15 protein-coding genes and 1 pseudogene are annotated in these 15,934 nt (G+C 64.5%); 15 read left to right on the forward strand and 1 reads right to left on the reverse strand.

Annotated features, from left to right (window positions below):
• The 15 genes and pseudogenes from NTZ26_10230 to NTZ26_10300 form a co-directional block, all read left to right on the forward strand.
• A partial coding sequence (locus NTZ26_10230; protein ID MCX6560873.1) for a hypothetical protein occupies window positions 1-532 on the forward strand: 532 nt, incomplete at its 5' end.
• A 27-nt stretch (window positions 533-559) separates the two neighbouring features.
• Window positions 560-721 (forward strand): rubredoxin, encoded by a 162-nt coding sequence (locus NTZ26_10235; protein ID MCX6560874.1) that lies wholly within the window; start codon window positions 560-562, stop codon window positions 719-721.
• Window positions 718-1,938, forward strand: a complete 1,221-nt coding sequence (locus NTZ26_10240) for an FAD-dependent oxidoreductase (GenBank protein MCX6560875.1) — start codon at window positions 718-720, stop codon at window positions 1,936-1,938. The genes NTZ26_10235 and NTZ26_10240 overlap by 4 nt, the downstream gene beginning before the upstream one ends.
• Window positions 1,935-2,966, forward strand: a complete 1,032-nt coding sequence (locus NTZ26_10245; protein ID MCX6560876.1) for a porin — start codon at window positions 1,935-1,937, stop codon at window positions 2,964-2,966. Before NTZ26_10240 ends, NTZ26_10245 begins: the two co-directional genes overlap by 4 nt.
• Before the next feature lie 9 nt (window positions 2,967-2,975).
• Complete coding sequence (locus NTZ26_10250) at window positions 2,976-4,337, forward strand: adenylosuccinate synthase (GenBank protein ID MCX6560877.1); 1,362 nt, start codon at window positions 2,976-2,978, stop codon at window positions 4,335-4,337.
• Between the two features lie 208 nt (window positions 4,338-4,545).
• On the forward strand, window positions 4,546-6,633 hold the full coding sequence (locus NTZ26_10255; GenBank protein ID MCX6560878.1) for an adenosylcobalamin-dependent ribonucleoside-diphosphate reductase: 2,088 nt from the start codon (window positions 4,546-4,548) through the stop codon (window positions 6,631-6,633).
• A gap of 548 nt (window positions 6,634-7,181) precedes the next feature.
• A complete protein-coding gene (locus tag NTZ26_10260; GenBank protein ID MCX6560879.1) occupies window positions 7,182-7,403 on the forward strand; it encodes a NifU family protein in 222 nt (73 codons plus the stop codon).
• A gap of 21 nt (window positions 7,404-7,424) precedes the next feature.
• Window positions 7,425-8,606 carry an aminotransferase class V-fold PLP-dependent enzyme gene (locus NTZ26_10265; GenBank protein ID MCX6560880.1) on the forward strand — a complete coding sequence of 394 codons (1,182 nt, stop codon included), beginning with the start codon at window positions 7,425-7,427 and terminating at the stop codon, window positions 8,604-8,606.
• Window positions 8,606-8,968: pseudogene (nifU, locus tag NTZ26_10270) on the forward strand (Fe-S cluster assembly scaffold protein NifU). Before NTZ26_10265 ends, nifU begins: the two are co-directional and overlap by 1 nt.
• Before the next feature lie 244 nt (window positions 8,969-9,212).
• Entirely contained in the window at window positions 9,213-10,139 is a 927-nt protein-coding gene (nadA, locus tag NTZ26_10275; protein MCX6560881.1) for a quinolinate synthase NadA, read from the forward strand.
• 121 nt (window positions 10,140-10,260) lie between these two features.
• Entirely contained in the window at window positions 10,261-10,770 is a 510-nt protein-coding gene (locus NTZ26_10280) for a ferritin family protein (GenBank protein ID MCX6560882.1), read from the forward strand.
• Between the two features lie 18 nt (window positions 10,771-10,788).
• Complete coding sequence (gene nth, locus NTZ26_10285) at window positions 10,789-11,442, forward strand: endonuclease III (GenBank protein MCX6560883.1); 654 nt, start codon at window positions 10,789-10,791, stop codon at window positions 11,440-11,442.
• A 69-nt stretch (window positions 11,443-11,511) separates the two neighbouring features.
• A complete protein-coding gene (amrS, locus tag NTZ26_10290) occupies window positions 11,512-12,525 on the forward strand; it encodes an AmmeMemoRadiSam system radical SAM enzyme (GenBank protein ID MCX6560884.1) in 1,014 nt (337 codons plus the stop codon).
• Window positions 12,526-12,727: 202 nt separating this feature from the next.
• The gene (locus tag NTZ26_10295) at window positions 12,728-14,134 is read left to right on the forward strand and encodes an amino acid permease (GenBank protein ID MCX6560885.1); all 1,407 of its coding nucleotides are present in this window, start codon (window positions 12,728-12,730) and stop codon (window positions 14,132-14,134) included.
• A gap of 29 nt (window positions 14,135-14,163) precedes the next feature.
• The gene (locus NTZ26_10300; GenBank protein ID MCX6560886.1) at window positions 14,164-14,610 is read left to right on the forward strand and encodes an archease; all 447 of its coding nucleotides are present in this window, start codon (window positions 14,164-14,166) and stop codon (window positions 14,608-14,610) included.
• Window positions 14,611-14,614: 4 nt separating this feature from the next.
• On the opposite strand, the gene NTZ26_10305 is transcribed toward NTZ26_10300, so the two are convergent.
• On the reverse strand, window positions 14,615-15,934 hold a 1,320-nt coding region (locus NTZ26_10305), incomplete at its 5' end, for an amino acid permease (GenBank protein MCX6560887.1).

Here is a 15,934-nt window from a genome sequence, read left to right on the forward strand (position 1 = left end):
TGATTCCTTTATAATGATTTCTCCAAGCCGCCAGGCTTCGGGAGCGAAAAACCACGGGACGACGATGATGAGTGAATTCCGCACGGCCGCCGATATCTTCCGCTTTGCCATCGCCCGCGAGGAAGAAGCCGCCGCATCCTACGCCGCCTTGGCCGAGGACGCGCCGACTGCGGGACTGCGGGACATGCTCCTGGACCTCCGGGCGGATGAAGCGGAACATAAGCGCCGCCTGGAAGCCCTGGCCTCCGCGGCTGCGGCGGGGGCGCCGCTTCCCGGGCTCGGGCCCGTCGAGGATCTCGGGTTGAGCGACGCGGTCCCCGATCCCGACATGAACGAGGCGGCGACGATGCAGGATCTTCTGATCCATGCCGCACGCAAGGAGGCCCGCGCCGCCGCTCTGTACGCCGAGTTGGCGGCCCGAGCGGCCGATCCCGAGGCCCGATCCCTCTTCGTGCTCCTGGCGGCCCAGGAGCGGGTTCACAAGCTCAAGCTCGAAACCGCTTATGAACGCCATGTCCTCATTGAGAACTGACTGAAACGCCCGGAAAGGAGTCCGATCATGCAGAAATGGGTTTGCACCGCGTGCGGCTATGTCTACGATCCGGTCGCCGGCGACCCCGAGAACGGCGTCGTCCCCGGCACGCCCTTCGAAAGCCTGCCCGACAACTGGGTCTGCCCCCAGTGCGGCGTCGGCAAGGATTACTTCGAGAAGGCCGAGTGAAGGCCGTTATCGTCGGGAATGGGTTGGCCGGGACCATCACGGCCAAAACCCTGCGCGAAGCGGACGCGGAAATCGAGATCGTCGTCTTCGGAGAAGAGCGATATCTCTATTATCCTCGGCCGAACCTGATCGAGTACTTGGCCGGACGCCTTCCCCTCGGGAAGCTGTTTGCCTACCCCCAAGCCTGGTACGCGGGTCAGCGGATCGATGTCCGGCTTTCGACCCGGGTCCGTCGCGTCCTTCCCGACGAACGCCGCATTGAACGCGCCGACGGGGGAAGCGAGGGATACGGCGTCCTGTGTCTGGCCGACGGCGCTTCCAGCTCCGTGCCGCCCATCCGCGGCGCGGACAAGCCCGGCGTCTTGACTCTGCGGACCCTCGATGATGCCGAGGCGATCCTGGCCCGCGTCGCGTCGCGGCCGGAGGTCGTCGTCATCGGCGGCGGGCTTCTGGGGCTGGAGATCGCCCGCGCCCTTAAGGCCCGCGGGGCCTCCGTGACGGTCCTGGAATTCTTTCCCAACCTTCTGCCCCGCCAGCTCGACCCGCCCGGCGCGGCCGTCCTGACCCGGCAGATCGAGGCCGGCGGGATCAAGGTCCGCGTCGGCGTCGTGACGGAGGAGATCATCGGCGGGTCCGAAGCCGCCGGCGTCCGGCTCAAGACGGGGGAGGAGATCCCGGCCGGTACGGTTCTGATCGCGGCCGGCGTCCGGCCGAACACGGCTCTGGCCCGCGAGGCCGGATTGACCGTGGACCGGGGCGTCGTCGTCGACGACGATATGGCGACCAGCCGGCCGGGCATCTTCGCGGCCGGCGACGGGACCCAGCACAAGGGCCGGCTCTACGGCATCATCCCGGCTTCCTTCGACCAGGCCCGTACGGCGGCGGCTTCCATGCTCGGACACCGGCGCCCTTATGCCGGGACCGTCCCTTCCAACACCCTCAAGGTCATGGGTCTGCATCTGGCCTCGGTCGGTGTCGTCAATCCAGAGCGCCCCGGCGAAATCGAGGAGCTCCGTCGCGAGGATGCGGCTTCCGGCCTTTACCGCAAGATCGTCCTCGAGGGCGGCCGCCTCGTCGGCGCCGTCTGGATGGGGACAAGGGAAGGCGTCCCGTTGATCGCCAAGGCCGTGGCCGAGCGCCGCGACGTCGCGGCCTTCAAGAACGAGATCCTGGCCGACGGGTTCGATTACGCGCGGCTGGCCTCGGAGCCCCAATGAGCATCAAAAAACGTTTCTCCCTGCCCGCGGCCGTTGCGGCCGCGCTTTTGGCGCTCGTGCCCCGGCCCGCATCCGCCCAGGTCCGCCTCAACGGCTACTTTGCGGCCGAATACCTGCAAGGCCAGAGCCAGTCGCCCTGGAAAGTGGGCACGTTCGGCGGTGCCCAGGCCGGCTTGATCATTTCGGGGGAATGGTCTCAGCAGTTCGGATACACGCTGGAGCTGCGGGCCCGGGGTGTCGCCCAGCCCGAGATCGAGCAAGCCTCGGCGTCCTGGATCTGGTCGCAGGCCTTTCAAGCCAAGCTGGGCGTCTACCTCGTGCCGTTCGGCCGCTATAACGCCGCCGACCGGCCCTTCCAGACGCTGCTCATCGATTCGCCTTACGGTGTGGCCGAGACCCGGCCGCGGAGCTGGCGCGACATCGGGGTCGTGGCCGAAGGCGATCTCGGGTTCGTCCGCTATGCGGCCTTCCTCGGCAACGGCCTGGCCGAGGCGGCGACACCCGCCGGCGGCCAGCAATGGCGCGACAACAACAAGAACAAGGGCTGGGGCGGCCGCTTAAGCTTTCCGATCAGCCAGGAGATGGACCTCGGGCTGTCGTATTACCTTGGGAAGCAGGACGAAGCCGGCGACCGCCGTCTCCGTCTCTTCGGGGCCGACGCCGGCTGGACGACGGCCAACATATCATGCCAGGCCGAGTACACGCGGGCCGATATCGATAACCCCTCCGGCTTCGCCGCCGGCCGGGTCGAGGGCTGGTTCGTCCTGCTGGGGCTGACCTTCGGCTCTTTCCGGCCGGCCGCTTCCTACCAGAGCTCCAAGGCCGACGACCCCTTCCACGGGGCCGGCTGGGGGGGGCCGCTCTTCCCGGGAGAGGGGCTGTCCTGGAACCATAGCCGTTGGACGCTGGGCTTGTCGTATGCTCTCCACCCCAACGTTCAGATCAAGCTCGAATACGATTGGCAGAAGGAAAAAGGCGCGGCTCTCGACGACAACGTCCTGCGGGTTCAAGCCGCCGTTCACTTTTAAGAGGAAGGCATGTCCAATATCGTGGTTCTCGGCACCCAGTGGGGGGATGAAGGCAAGGGCAAGATCGTCGACTGGTTGACCCCGGCCTTCGACGTCGTAGCCCGCTACCAGGGCGGCCACAACGCCGGCCACACCGTCTATGTCAAGGGGACCAAGATCGTCCTTCACCTGATCCCCTCGGGCATCCTGCGGCCGGGAACGCTGTGCGTCATCGGCAACGGTGTGGTTCTCGACCCCAAGGCCTTCCTGGATGAGCTGGCGGCCCTGCGCAAGCTCGTCCCCGTCGACGAGGGCCGGATCGCCATCGCCCGCAACGCCCATCTCATCCTGCCCTACCACCGGCTAGTCGAGCAAATCAGCGAGGAGGCCTTGGGCGAGCAAAAGATCGGTACGACCCTGCGCGGCATAGGGCCGGCCTACGAGGACAAGGTCGCCCGGCGAGGGGTGCGGGCGGGCGATCTGCTCGACCTGGACGCCCTGCGCGCTAAGATCGAGGCCATGGCCGTCGAGAAGAACGCCTACGCCGCGCTGCACGGCCGGCCCCCCATCGACCCGGGGGCGGTGTTCGAGGAATACGCCGGTTATGCCGCCGCCATCGGACCCTGCCTCCGGGACGTGCCCGCCCTGTTGGCGGAGGAGATGCGGCGAGGCCGCCCGATCCTGTTCGAGGGCGCTCAGGGCACTCTGCTCGATGTCGACCACGGCACCTATCCCTTCGTCACCTCCTCCAACTCGACCGCCGGGGGGGCCTGCACCGGGCTGGGCGTCGGGCCGACCCGGATCGACGCCGTGCTGGGGGTCGTCAAGGCCTATACGACGCGGGTCGGGTCGGGACCCTTCCCGACCGAGCTTCTCGACGACACCGGACGGCTGCTCGGCAGGCGCGGCGACGAGTTTGGGGCCACGACGGGCCGGCCCCGCCGCTGCGGCTGGTTCGACGCCGTTGCGGTTGGCTACGCCTGCCGGGTCAACGGCATCGACAAGCTGGTCGTGACCAAGCCCGACGTCCTGGACGGCTTGGACGAGGTGCCGATCTGCGTCGGATACGACTACAAGGGCGGGCGGCTGGACGGATTTCCGGTCGAGCCGGCCGTCCTGGACAAGGTTGTCCCGCGCTTCGTCAAGATGAAAGGCTGGCTGGAGCCCGTGCGAAAGGTCCGGTCGTGGCAGGCCCTGCCGCAGGCGTTTCTCGATTATCTCAAGTTCATCGAGGACGCGGTCGAGGCGGAGGTGGCCGTCGTCTCGACGGGTGTGGAGCGCGAAGACACGATCCTCCGGCCGGGGCAATTGGACGGCCTGGTGGACTTGAAGAGAATCGATGCTTCGTCACGCCAAGGGCGCTCCTCGGGACGACGCGGAAGGGAAACGTGAGCCTTTTCTGTAACTTGTAGAAAAGGCTTGATTTTTTCGAAAAACACCATATAATGGGGCTGAAAAGGGTCGGCTCCCCCACATTTGGTATAGTTTTTTAGCGTTTGCTTGCGCCGGCCTATGGCCCACTCCGGCCGGATTTGTTAGAATACAGAAAAACGATAGAGTTTATAGGTTTTGCGCCGTCCCACGAGCAAGGAGAGATCCAATGACCGAGGTCCAAGGCTTTTCCGAGAACGCCCTGCGCATTTTGAAGGCCCGCTATCTCATGAAAAACGACAAGGGCGAGTTCCTGGACAAGGCGCCCTCGGACCTGTTCCGCCGCGTCGCCGGCTACGTGGCTTCGGCCGAGAAGACCGCCAAGGACCGGGCGGTCTGGGCCAAGGCCTTCTTCGAATCCATGATGGCCCGCGAGTTCCTGCCCAACAGCCCGACCCTGACCGGCGCCGGCCGGGACATGTGCCTCAGCGCCTGCTTTGTCCTGCCGATCGAGGACTCGATGGAGTCGATCTTCAGCACCGTCAAGAACGCGGCCCTAGTCCACAAGGAGGGTGGCGGGACGGGATTCGATTTCAGCCGGCTGCGGCCGTCCGGCAGCTTCGTCCACCGCACCCAAGGCGTCGCTTCGGGCCCGGTCTCCTTCCTCAAGGTCATCGACGCCGCGACCGAAGCCGTCAAGCAGGGCGGCACCCGCCGCGGGGCCAACATGGGCATCCTGCGGGTGGACCACCCCGACATCGAGAAGTTTATCCTGATGAAGCGGGACGGCAAGAGCGTCGGCAACTTCAACATCTCGGTCGCCGTGACCGACGCCTTCATGGAGGCCCTGCGCAAGGGCGGCACATACGACATCTACGACCCCTCCCGCAAAAAGGTCGTCGACCGCAAGGACGCCCGCAAGGTCTTCCGGATGATCGTCGAGTCGGCTTGGGCCATCGGCGACCCCGGGCTTCTCTTCATCGACCGCATCAACCGGCACAACCCGACCAAGGGCCTGGGGACGATCGACGCCACCAACCCCTGCGGCGAACAGCCGCTCCACGCCTACGAGTCCTGTAACCTGGGCTCGATCAATGTGGCCGCCTATTTCGACGCCGGCCGGCCCGACCTCTTCGACTGGGACCGCTTCGGCGCCACGGTGGCCCTGGGCGTGCGCTTCCTGGACGACGTCATCGACGTCAATAAGTACCCCTTGCCCGAGATCGACGCCGTGACCAAGGGCAACCGCCGGATCGGGCTGGGGGTGATGGGCTGGGCCGACTTGCTCATCAAGATGAAGATCAAATACGATTCGGAAGCGGCCTTAGCCCTGGCCGACAAGCTGGCCGCCTTCCTGCGAAGCCGGGCCGCGGAGGCGTCGGAGAAGCTGGCCCGGACCCGCGGCAGCTTCCCCAACATCGCCAAGTCGATCTATAAAGGCCGCAAGATGCGCAACGCCACGGTCTTCACCGTGGCCCCGACCGGGACGATCGCCCGCCTGGCCGGCTGCTCCTCGAGCATCGAGCCCGTCTTCGCCTTCGAGTTCACCAGCCATATCATCGACGCCAAGCTCGCCGACATCCACCCTTTGTTCAAGGAATGGAAGCGGGATCATCCCGGCCAGACGCCGCCGCCGTACTTCGTCACGGCCCACGAGATCGCGCCCGAATGGCACATCCGGACGCAGGCCGCCTTCCAGAAGCACGTCGACAACTCGGTCTCCAAGACGATCAATCTGCCGCACGAGGCCTCGTTGAAGGACGTCGAAAAGGCCTATTTATTGGCCTTCGAGCTGGGGACCAAGGGCATTACCATCTATCGCGACGGCTGCCGCGAGGAGCAGGTCCTCAACAAGGCTGAGGCCGGGATCAAGCGCCAGCCCGACGAGCGGCCCGACACCCTCAACTCGATCACCGATAAGATCAAGACCGGGTTCGGCAACCTCTACGTCACGACCACCTTCTTCAACCAGAAGCCGTTCGAGGTCTTCGCCTCAATCGGCAAGAGCGGCTACTCGACCATGGCCGACGCCGAGGCTATCGGGCGGCTGATCAGCCTGGCCCTGCGCACCGGGGTCGATCCCAAGGAGATCGTCAGCCAGATCAAAGGCATCGGCGGCTCCGATCCCGTCTTTACCGAGGGCGGGCTGGTGACGTCCATTCCCGACGCCGTGGCCAAGGTGTTGGAGCGGCACTTCGGGAACGGCAAGAACGGCGGCCGGGACATGGGCCAGGCCAAGTGTCCGCAGTGCGGCGCGACCCTGCCGGACGAGAAGTGCCCGACCTGCCCGAATTGCGGCTGGAACAAGTGTTCGTAGGGGGAGGGGCTCAGGGCATAGGGGTTCGCTCTGGCGGAAATTTTTACGCCGTGGGATCTCGTTTTTCTCGGCGGCTCGGAACTCGCGTCCCGCTTCGATTTTACGGTTTTTGTACGGTCCACTCAGACATCCTCGCCGTCCGTCCTCTTTCCGGGACGGATTCCCTCGAAAAACGAGAGCACGCGGTGTAATTTCCGCATCGGCGCTCACCCCTATGTCCTTCGCCCCTTTAGGAAAGTCGATGGCCGTAGTGTTAGGGGCATCCGTCGCGGCACCCGCATCATTCCGGCACCGGCGTTAAACGGCTTATGCCCGCTCCGCCCGTCCCATTTCCGTTCTCCTCATTGCCCTCGTCCCTTGGGGGAAGTCGATGGCTTCCACTCAACGAGTCCGGCGGATCCAAAAACTTTGTTTGGGCCGCTTGACACCCGCCGTTTAAATACTATAAAATCGATAGGAATATATAGCTAAGAGACCGGCCGCGTCGGGCCGCTGGAAAAAGCGGGCCGATGGGGTTATAGTAAAGGTTCTCAGAGAAGGAGTCCGGCATGAAAGAAAAGATCGAAGCGGCTCTCGATAAGGTCCGCCCGCAGTTGCGGATGGACGGGGGCGACGTCAAGCTGATCGAGGTCGGCGCCGACGGCGTCGTCAAGGTCAAACTGACCGGGGCCTGCGGCGGCTGCCCCATGTCGCAGCTGACCCTCAAGATGGGCATCGAGCGCATCCTGAAGAAGGAAGTGCCCGAGGTCAAGGAAGTCGTCGCCGTCTGACCCCTGCCCCCCCAAAGCGCCATGACGCGCGTCTATCTCGACCAGATCGCTGCCTCGGCCGTCCGCCCCGAAGTGCTGGAGGCCATGCTGCCGTTTTTCCGGGAGCGGTTCGGCAACGCTCAGAGTCTCCACGCCGAAGGCCAGATCGCCCAAGAAGCGGTGGCCGAAGCGCGCGAGAGCATGGCCCGGCTGCTCAACGCCAAGGCCGAGGAGATCTATTTCGTCTCCTGCGGATCCGAAGCCAACAACCTGGCCGTCAAGGGGATGGCCATGGCGGCCAAGCCGAAAGGCGGCCATATCGTTCTCTCCGCGATCGAGCATGTCTCCGTTCTGAACGCAGCCAAGAGCCTGGAGAAAATGGGTTTCATCACGACTCTTGTCCCGGTGGATGCCGAGGCCCGGGTCGACCCCGCCGCCGTGGCGGCGGCCCTGCGGCCCGACACGGCCCTCGTCTCGATCCAGCTGGCCAATTCCGAAGTCGGGACGATCCAGCCCGCGGCGGAGATGATCCGGCTGGTCAAGGCCAAGGGAGTGCTTGTCCATATGGACGCCGTGGCCGCGGTCGGTCATATCCCGGTCGACGTGCGGGCGCTGGGCGTGGACGCGCTAAGCCTGGCCGGAGATCAATTCGATGCCCCCAAGGGAAGCGGCGCGCTGTTCCTGCGCAAAGGCGTCAAGATTCTGCCCCTCATCGACGGCGGCGTCCAGGAGGGCGGCAAGCGCGGCGGGACCGAGAATGTTCCGGCCATCGTCGGCTTGGGCCAAGCGGCCGAAATCGCCCGCGCGGGGCTCGACGACCGCGTCGCGGCTCTGACGGCTCTGCGCGACCGGCTGATCGCCGAGCTCCCGGCCCGCATCCCGCACGTTCTCCTGACGGGAGCGCGGGAGAAGCGTCTTCCGCACCATGCCAGCTTCGCCGTCCGCTTCGTCGAGGGCGAAGCCATGCTGCTCAGCTTGGACATGAAGGGCATCGCCGCCTCGAGCGGCTCGGCCTGCACGTCCAAGTCGCTTAAAGCCTCCCATGTCCAACTGGCCATGGGGCTGGACCACGCCGCCGCCAACGGCTCGATCGTCTTCAGCCTGCCCAGCGACGCGACCGCCGCCGGCATCGAATACCTGCTCGACGTCTTTCCTCCGATCATCGACCGCTTGCGAAAGATGTCCCCGCTCTACACCGAGTTCCTCAAGGAGAACGCGCGATGATCTACTCCGATAAAGTCATGGACCATTTCTCCAATCCCCGCAACGTGGGCACCCTGCCCGACGCCGACGGCGTCGGCCAGGTCGGCAATCCCGTCTGCGGCGATATGATGACTTTCTATATCAAAGTCAAAGACGACAAGCTGGCCGACATCAAGTTCCAAACCTTCGGCTGCGGGGCGGCCATCGCCGTCTCCAGCATGGTCTCCGAGATGGCCAAGGGCAAGACCTTGGACGAGGCCATGACCATCAGCAACGAGAAGGTGGCCGAAGAGCTCGGTGGCCTGCCCAAGAACAAGATGCATTGCTCCAACCTGGGCGCCGACGCGCTCCACCTAGCCATCGAGAACTATAAGGCCCGCCAGACCGACCCCAAGGGCCCGGCCGTGGCCACTGACGGTGGCGCTGAGCACGAGCACGAGGCCGAGTCGGAGTCCGACGAAGCCGGCGCCTGCCCTTATTGCGAGGGGCCGCTGGAGGGGATGCAAGAGCTCTGCTCGTGCCGAACCTGCGGACTGGACCTGGTCGAGTGCCCCCATTGCGGGCTCTACACGGACAAGGCCAAGACCGCCTGCTCCCACTGCCAGGCCGATTTGACCAAGTGATGCGATGACGCCGATCCCACCGACGCCGGACCCCGCCGAGCTGCGGGACCGGGTGGCGCGCCTCAAGAAGGAGCGCCGGGCCGTCGTCCTGGCTCACAACTATCAGCCCGGCGAAGTCCAGGACGCGGCCGACTTCGTCGGCGATTCGCTCGAGCTCAGCCGGACGGCGGCCTCGACCGAGGCCGACGTGATTGTCTTCTGCGGCGTGCATTTCATGGCCGAGACCGCCGCCATCCTGTCGCCGGACCGGATCGTCCTGATCCCGGACCCGCGGGCGGGCTGCCCGATGGCCGACATGATCACGGCCGACGACATGATCCGCTGGAGGGCCCAGTATCCGGGAAGGCCCGCGGTGTGTTATGTCAACACTTCGGCGGCCGTCAAGGCCGAGTGCGATGTCTGCTGCACCTCGGCCAACTCGGTCATGGTGGTCGAGTCCGTACCGGGCCGCGAAGTGCTGTTCGCTCCCGATAAGAACTTGGCCGCCTGGACGGCTGGCCAGACTTCCAAGACGATCATCCCCTGGGACGGCTATTGCGTCGTCCACAACAACATTCGGGCCCAAGATATCCGGCAGCAGAAGAAGCTGCATCCCGAGGCCGAAATCTGGGCGCATCCGGAATGCCGGCCCGAGGTCATTGCCCTGGCCGACTGGACGCTCTCGACGGGAGGGATGGTTCGGCGGGCGCATGAGACCGAGGCCCGGGAGATCATTGTGGCTACCGAGGCGACCATGATCTACCGACTGACCAAGGAGAACCCGGGCAAGGCGTTCTTCCCGGCCCACGAGCTGGCTTTTTGCGCTAATATGAGGAAGATCACCCTGGCCAAGCTGGCTGCGGCGCTGGAGACCATGACCCACCGGGTCGTGGTCCCGCCGGAGATCGCCGTCCGGGCCCGCGTCGCCATCGAACGGATGATCAGGCTCTGAATAGGGGTCAGGTCTTAAGATATAAGCTATCTAAATCAATGATAATGTATAATTAACGGAAAACTCGGAAGAGAAACCTTATATCTTAAGACCTGACCCCTAATAAGAAGGAGGTTCCACCATGACCATCGATCCGAAGCTCAAGGCGGCCGATGTCTATCCGTTCGCCATCCGGGCCGAGCTGGACGCCGCCGCCCTCTACCGCGGCCTCTGGGAGCGTGTTCGCAACGAGGCCCTCCGTCAGAAGCTCAACTTCTTGGCCAAGGAGGAAGACCGCCATACGGCCATCCTGGATCGGCTCTTCCGCGACCACTTTCCCGGCCGCAAGCTCGTCGTCCCGGCCGCGGCCAGGGGGCCGCGCAAGCCCGTTTTGGTGGATGACGCTACCGCCGTGGTCTCCCTCTTCAAGCTGGCCATGCAGAAGGAGAAGGAGGCCGAGGAATACTATAAGAGCGCCAAAGCCCAGGCCGAAGACGGCCAGGCCAAGCGCATCCTCGACTACCTGGCCCGGGTCGAGCGCAGCCACTACTTCATGCTCAAGTCCGAGATCGACCTGCTCGAGCGCTTCCCCGACTATTACAACGTCGAGGACGCCAACGAAGGCCAGGACCTTTTCCATATCGGCGCTTAAAGCCGGAGGGAGGGGACCATGGAGCCCGCCAAGGACCGCATCCGGAGGATCCTTCAGGTCCTGACGATTCAGGACCCGGATCCGGAGACGTGCCTGCGGTACGAGACGCCGTGGCAGCTGCTTGTCGCCACGGTCCTTTCGGCCCAATGCACCGACGAGCGGGTGAATAAGGTTACCCCGGCTCTCTTCCGCAAGTATCCCGACGTCGCCGCCATCGCTGCCGCCGACCGGGCCGGCCTGGAGGCCGACATCCGGCCGACCGGCTTCTTCCGCAACAAGGCCAAGAGCCTCCAGGGCGCGGCCCGCAAGATCGTGGACGATTTCGGCGGCTGCGTCCCCGAGACCATGGCTGAGCTCGTCACTCTGCCCGGCGTCGCCCGCAAGACGGCCAACATCGTCCTCTCGTCGGCTTTCGGAAAGGCCGAGGGCATCGCCGTGGACGTCCATGTCGCGCGCATCTCCGGCCGGCTGGGCTTGAGCCGCGAGACGGTCCCCGAAAAGATCGAGCGCGACCTCCTGGCTCTCGTCCCGAAAGCCTACTGGCTCGACTTCAACTACCTGATGGTGAACCACGGCCGGGCGGTCTGCCAGGCCCGCAAGCCGAAATGCGGTGAGTGCAGGCTGTCGGCCCTCTGTCCCAAGATAGAGGTCAGGTCTCAACATTCAACATAAGAGGGCGAAATGCGGCATATCGAGGTCGGATCTTTTTGTTATGTTGAATGTTGAGACCTGACCCCTATCATGATAATCGATGCGATGCTTTGGAGCCCGGGCGAGGGGGGCCGTGTGAAATGCGGCCTTTGCGCCCATCGCTGCTCCATCGCCCCGGACCGCTGGGGCGTTTGCGGCGTCCGCCAAAACCGCGCCGGACGCCTTCTGACCAGCGCTTACGGCGAAGTCGTCGCGGCCAACGTTGACCCGATCGAAAAGAAGCCCCTCTATCATTTTTTCCCGGGCACGACCTCGTTCTCGATCGCCGCGGCCGGCTGCAACTTTCGCTGCGGCTTCTGCCAAAACTGGCAGATCTCCCAGGTCAAGGCCGAGGACGGCGGGATGGGCGGACAGCCCCTGGCCCCCGACCGGATCGCCGCCCTGGCTTGCGATCGAGGCTGCCGCAGCATCTCCTACACCTACACCGAACCGACCATCTTCTTCGAGTACGCCTTCGAGACGGCCCGCCTGGCCAAAGCGGCGGGTTTGGCCAACGTCTTTGTCACGAACGGGTACATGACCGCCGAAGCGATCGAAACGAGCCGACCGTGGCTCGATGCCGCGAACGTCGATCTGAAGGCCTTCCGCGACGAGACCTACAAAAAGGTCTGCGGCGCGCGCCTTCAGCCCGTCCTCGATTCGATCGTCCGCCTCCACGAGGCCGGCGTTTGGATCGAGGTCACCACCCTCGTCGTGCCGGGGATGAACGACGGCGCGGAGGAGCTGCGCGATATCGCCCGCTTCCTGGCCGCGACGGGCCGCGATATCCCCTGGCATATCAGCCGTTTCCATCCCGACCATGAGTTCACGGACCACGACGCCACTCCCGTCTCCGCCCTGGCCCGGGCGGCGGCCGTCGGCCGCGAAGAGGGCCTGCGCTTCGTTTATGTCGGCAACGTGCCCGGGGAAGGCGACGCCACTGCCTGCCCGGCCTGCGGCGCCGCACTGGTCCGCCGCGCCGGATTCGTCGTCCGGGAAAAGCGGATCGGCCCGGACGGCCTCTGTCCCGACTGCCGTACTCCCGTCGCCGGCCGCTGGGCCTAGGGGTCAGGTCTCAACATTCGACATTTCGAGGCAGGGTCGGCGTATGAACGAGTGGGTCCGTATCGAATGTTGAATGTTGAGACCTGACCCCTGTTCGCGTTGACAGACAACGGCAACCGGTTTATAGTTCCTGGCCGATGCGCAAGTCCCATCCGGACAAATCCGCGGCGCCGCCGCTTCCCCCGAGGTCCCAATGAGTAATATGTGGATCCGAAAATCCCCCGCTCAGATGCTGGAAGCCTCTTCCCACACCCTGCTCAAGAAGAATCTGACCGCCTGGGACTTAGCCGCCCTGGGCATCGGATCGGTCGTCGGGACGGGCATCTTCGTCGCCACCGGCCAGGGCGCCCATCTGGCCGGGCCGGGCGTTCTCCTCTCGTTCATCGTGGCCGCGATCACCTGCGGCTTCTGCGCCCTGACCTACTCCGAGCTGGCCTGCATGTTCCCGATCGCCGGGTCGACGTACTCCTACACGTACGCCGCGTTCGGCGAAGTGATCGCCTGGATCATCGGTTGGGATCTGATGCTCGAGTACATGGTCGCGGCCAGCGCCGTCGCTTCGGGCTGGTCGACGACCTTCATCGGCCTCATCCAAAGCGCCGGGCTCCACCTGCCCAAGGCCATCTTGACGGCGCCCATCACGACCAACGCGGCCGGCAAGATCGTGATGTCGGGAGGGGTCGTCGATCTTCCTGCCGTCCTCATCACCCTACTTATCACCTGGATCCTCTACATCGGCGTCCATGAGAGCGCCAAGATCAACAACGTCATCGTCGGGATCAAGATCGCCGTGATCCTGCTGTTCCTCTTCCTCGGCGTTCAGCACATCAACCTGGCCAATCTGAGCCCGATCATGCCGTTCGGCTGGAAGGGCGTCATGGCCGGGGCGGCGATCATCTTCTTCGCCTATATCGGATTCGACGCCGTTTCGACCGCGGCCGAGGAGACCAAGAATCCCAAGCGCGACGTCCCGCTCGGGCTCATGATCTGCCTGGGCACGGTCATCGTCCTGTACGTGTCCGTGGCCTTCGTCCTGACCGGCATGGTCCCGTTTAAGCAGATCGACATCGGCAACGCCTTGCCCGCGGCGCTGGCTCGGATCGGCATCCGCTGGGGCGGGGCGCTGGTGGCGACTGGAGCCATCATCGGCATGATCTCGACCCTGCTCGTCACCCTCTACGGCCAGGTCCGCATCTTCATGGTCATGGCCCGCGATGGACTGCTGCCCAAGCCGTTTGCCAAGGTTCATCCCGTGCACCAGACGCCCCACATCTGCACCTGGATCACCGGGATCATGACTGCGGCCATCGCCGGCCTCTTCCCGCTGTCCATGATCATCGACCTCTGCAACATCGGCACCCTCTTCGCCTTCACCTTGGTCTCGATCGGCGTCATCATTTTGCGCAAGACCCAGCCGGATGTGGAGCGGCGATTCAAGACGCCGGGTGTGCCGTTCACGCCGCTCATCACCGTGGCCTTCTGCTTCTACCTCATGTACAGCCTGCCGATGGTGACCTGGATCCGGTTCGGGATCTGGCTGCTGGTCGGGCTGGCCATCTACTTCCTTTACGGGCTCAAACACAGCAAGCTGCAACAGACCGCCAAGTAGACCTCGGCGCCGGGCCGGCAGGAGGGCGGATGGAGAAGTACCGCATTCTCGACCACGCCGCCGACGGCAAGTTCCGGGCTTTTGGCGCGACCCTCGAGGAAGCCTTCGGGAATGCTGCGCTGGCCGTCGTCTCGCTGATGACGGACTGGGAAAAAGTGGAGCGGCGGGTCGTCCGGGCCGTCGCCGTCGAGGCCCGCGGCGTGGAACAGCTTCTGGTCAAGTTCCTGACCGAGGTCCTTTATCTTTCCGACGTCCGGGGATTCATTTTGGGCGGTGTCGAGGATGTCCGGATCGAGGGACCGGGTTCGGCCGAGGAGCCGGCTTTCCGCTTGTCCGCCCGCTTCCTCGGCGACGATCGGCCCGAGCGCTACGACTTCCACGGCGAGGTCAAGGCCGTCACCTACAGCGAGATGAAGATAGAGGCCTGCCCGCGTGGCTCCGCGGCCTGGATGGTCCAGGTGGTCGTGGACTTGTAGAGCCTCAGGACTTGGCGGTGTTCGCTTTCTTCAGTTTCCCGTTCCAGTAGAGATACGCGGGGATGCCCAGGCAAATGATGAGCAGCCCAGCCAAGGCGTTGGTGAACGCGCTCAACAGGGAGCCGACGGCCACGTAGATGGCCGCCAGGACGAAGATGATGGGCGTCACCGGATAGCCCCAGGTCTTGTACGGCCGGGGGAGGTTGGGGAGCTTCTTCCGCAGGATGATTACCGACGCCACGGTCAGGCCGAAGAAGATCCATTCCCCGAAGATGACGTAGGTGAAGAGCTGCTTGAACGACCCGGTCAAGGTCAGCACGATGCTCCAGGCGGTTATGGCGATGATCGAAATGTGGGGGGTCAGGAACTTGGGGTGAACTTCGGCGACTTTTTTGAAGAACAGGCCGTCCTGGGCCATGGCGTAGTAGACCCGCGGCGAAGTCAGCATGTTCTGGTTGGCGGCGCCCAGGATCGAGAACAGGATCAGGAAGGCGATCAGCGAGGCTCCGAACTCTCCGGTGATCAGGCGCATCGCGTCCAGCGCGACCCGGCCCTCGGAGGAGGCGATTTTGTCGACCGGCAGGACGTACATGTAGGCTAAGTTGGCCAGGATGTAGAAGGCGATGACCGCGATCGTCCCGATCAGGATGCCGAGCGGCAGGTTCTTCTCGGGATTCTTGGTTTCCCCGGCGCTGTAGGTCGCCGCCTCCCAGCCCTTGTAGGCCCACAGCGAGGCGACCAGGGCGACGCCGAAAGCGCCCAGCATGCCGAAGTTGAAGTTGTCGGGCTTGGGCTCGACGAAGTTGCGCAGATGGCCCTGGTTCTTGGCGAAGAAGAAGACCACGATCACGATGATGCCGATGGCGCCCATCTTGATGACGGTCAGGATGTTCTGGAGCCAGGCGCCCCAGCGGACCCCGACGAAGTTGACGAAGCCCAGGAACAGGACGAAGGCCGCCGCGACGAACTTCATCCCGAGCGGCGTCATGGCGACGAACTTGGGCAGCATGTTATGGGAGAAGGCCACGGCCAGGGTGGCGATGGACCCGGAGTCGATGACCAGGAACAGGGTCCAGCCGAAAAGGAAGGAGATCAGCGGGCCGTAGGCTTCGCGCAAATAGATGTAGATGCCTCCGGCTTGGGGCATGGCCGCGCCCAGCTCGGCGAAAGACACGGCGCCGAAAAAGCTGAACATGCCGCCGACAACCCAGACGGCGATCACCAGAATCGGATAGGGGACGGCCACGGCGATCTCGGAGGGGGACAGGAAGATGCCCGATCCGATGATGCCGCCGATGACGATCATGATGACGTCCCAAAGGCC

Source organism: Candidatus Aminicenantes bacterium (genome assembly GCA_026393855.1).
Classification (GTDB): Bacteria; Acidobacteriota; Aminicenantia; order Aminicenantales; family UBA4085; genus UBA4085.